We start from the raw sequence: 1,441 nt of genomic DNA, 5'->3' as shown, positions 1-1,441 counted from the left end.
CAAAAATATGAGGTGGGGCTTTCCTTTATTGGCCGCCAGGTAGACGTTGTATATGATCCTTCGGATCTGGAGGAACTGACGGTTGAGTATGAGGGATACTCCCCGTGGAGAGCCCGAAAGCTTGTGATTGGTGAAAGAGCAGGAAGGCGTCCAGAACTTCCTTCACATCTTCAGAAACAAGAAGCCGATTCTTCTAGATTACTGAAAGCTGCGGAAAAGAAATATCAGGAGCGCCAGATGGAACAGAAACCAGCTGTTTCCTTCCGTACGGTTTGGAAGGAGGATGGAGAAAATGTTTGAAGGATTTTATGGGATGAAACATACCCCTTTTTCTCGGGATATTCCGGCTGATAAGCTTTATGATTCTTCTATGATGCAGGAAATCCTAGGCCGGCTTAAGTATACAGCCGATAAGCAATTGTTTGCGGTTTTAACCGGTGATTGTGGAACAGGGAAAACCACCACTATTCGAAAGTTTGTAAATCGGCTTGATAATGCCAAATTCCAAGTTCTATATTTATCTGATTCAAAATTGACACCAAGGCATTTTTATAAAGGGTTATTGGAACAATTAGGTTCAGAGGCAAAGTTTTATAGAGGTGACGCTAAACGGCAACTTCATCGGGAGATTGAGCTAATGAGAGGAATCCGGGGTGTTCAGCCTGTGTGTGTAGTGGACGAAGGGCATCTTTTGGACCGTGAGATGCTTGAGGAAGTGAGATTTCTACTGAATTTTAAGATGGACGCCCAAAGCCCAATGGCTCTCATTCTGGTGGGCCAAAGTGAATTATGGGATCGTTTACGTCTTCAATCATTTGCGGCAATACGGCAGAGAATAGATATTCAATTTAAACTGGGGTATTATGACCGTGCGCAGGTTGGGGAATATGTGGAAAGGCATCTTCAATATGCAGGGGTGGATCAACAGATATTTTCCGATGGAGCATTGGATGAGATTCACCATTTTTCCGGAGGAGCAGCCAGGCTAATAAACAAGGTTTGTACTCACAGTCTTCTGTATGGGGCGCAAAATGGGCGTCGAATAATCGATGACCATATGATTAAGCAAGTCATTCAGGGGGAACTGTTATGAAAAGCCGATGGAGAGAAATGAAATATAATGAAGAGCTTGATTGTTGGGTGGTTTTCTGGGGAGATAATGCGGGTTACAAGGTGCGTTGTGGAGATTGGTTCGAACTTCACCTTGGATATGGAAGAAAGCTTTCGTGTCGCATGGAACTTGGTATGGAGTGGTACGTTATCGTTGGTATGAATGAAGTAAGATTTAATTTAAAACCAAACGAAACCTATCAGGTTGATATTTAGTTTAAGGGGAGGCTTTAGCAGGTTACGGGCTTCCCCCTTGTTTTGGCCAATATTTCCGTCAGATTATTGACAATTAACTCCGTCAATTTCTTGCCATTAAAAGGCGTCAATAACA

At 43.2% G+C, this 1,441-nt stretch carries 2 protein-coding genes and 1 pseudogene; all 3 read left to right on the top strand.

The annotated features are described in order from the left end of the window. Nucleotides 1-300, top strand: a pseudogene (locus FAR12_RS23160) (transposase); the annotation flags it as partial. After that, nucleotides 293-1,093: an ExeA family protein gene (locus tag FAR12_RS23155; protein ID WP_126411086.1), complete on the top strand. Its 801-nt coding sequence runs from the start codon at nt 293-295 to the stop codon at nt 1,091-1,093. The pseudogene FAR12_RS23160 and the gene FAR12_RS23155, both read left to right, overlap by 8 nt. Further along, nucleotides 1,090-1,326 carry a DUF5348 domain-containing protein gene (locus FAR12_RS23150; protein ID WP_126411085.1) on the top strand — a complete coding sequence of 79 codons (237 nt, stop codon included), beginning with the start codon at nt 1,090-1,092 and terminating at the stop codon, nt 1,324-1,326. The genes FAR12_RS23155 and FAR12_RS23150 overlap by 4 nt, the downstream gene beginning before the upstream one ends. Nucleotides 1,327-1,441: the final 115 nt, after the last annotated feature.

It is taken from the genome of Bacillus yapensis (assembly GCF_005280205.1).
Classification (GTDB): domain Bacteria; phylum Bacillota; class Bacilli; order Bacillales; family Cytobacillaceae; genus Robertmurraya; species Robertmurraya yapensis.
This window is presented reverse-complemented; position numbering and strand designations above follow the sequence as displayed.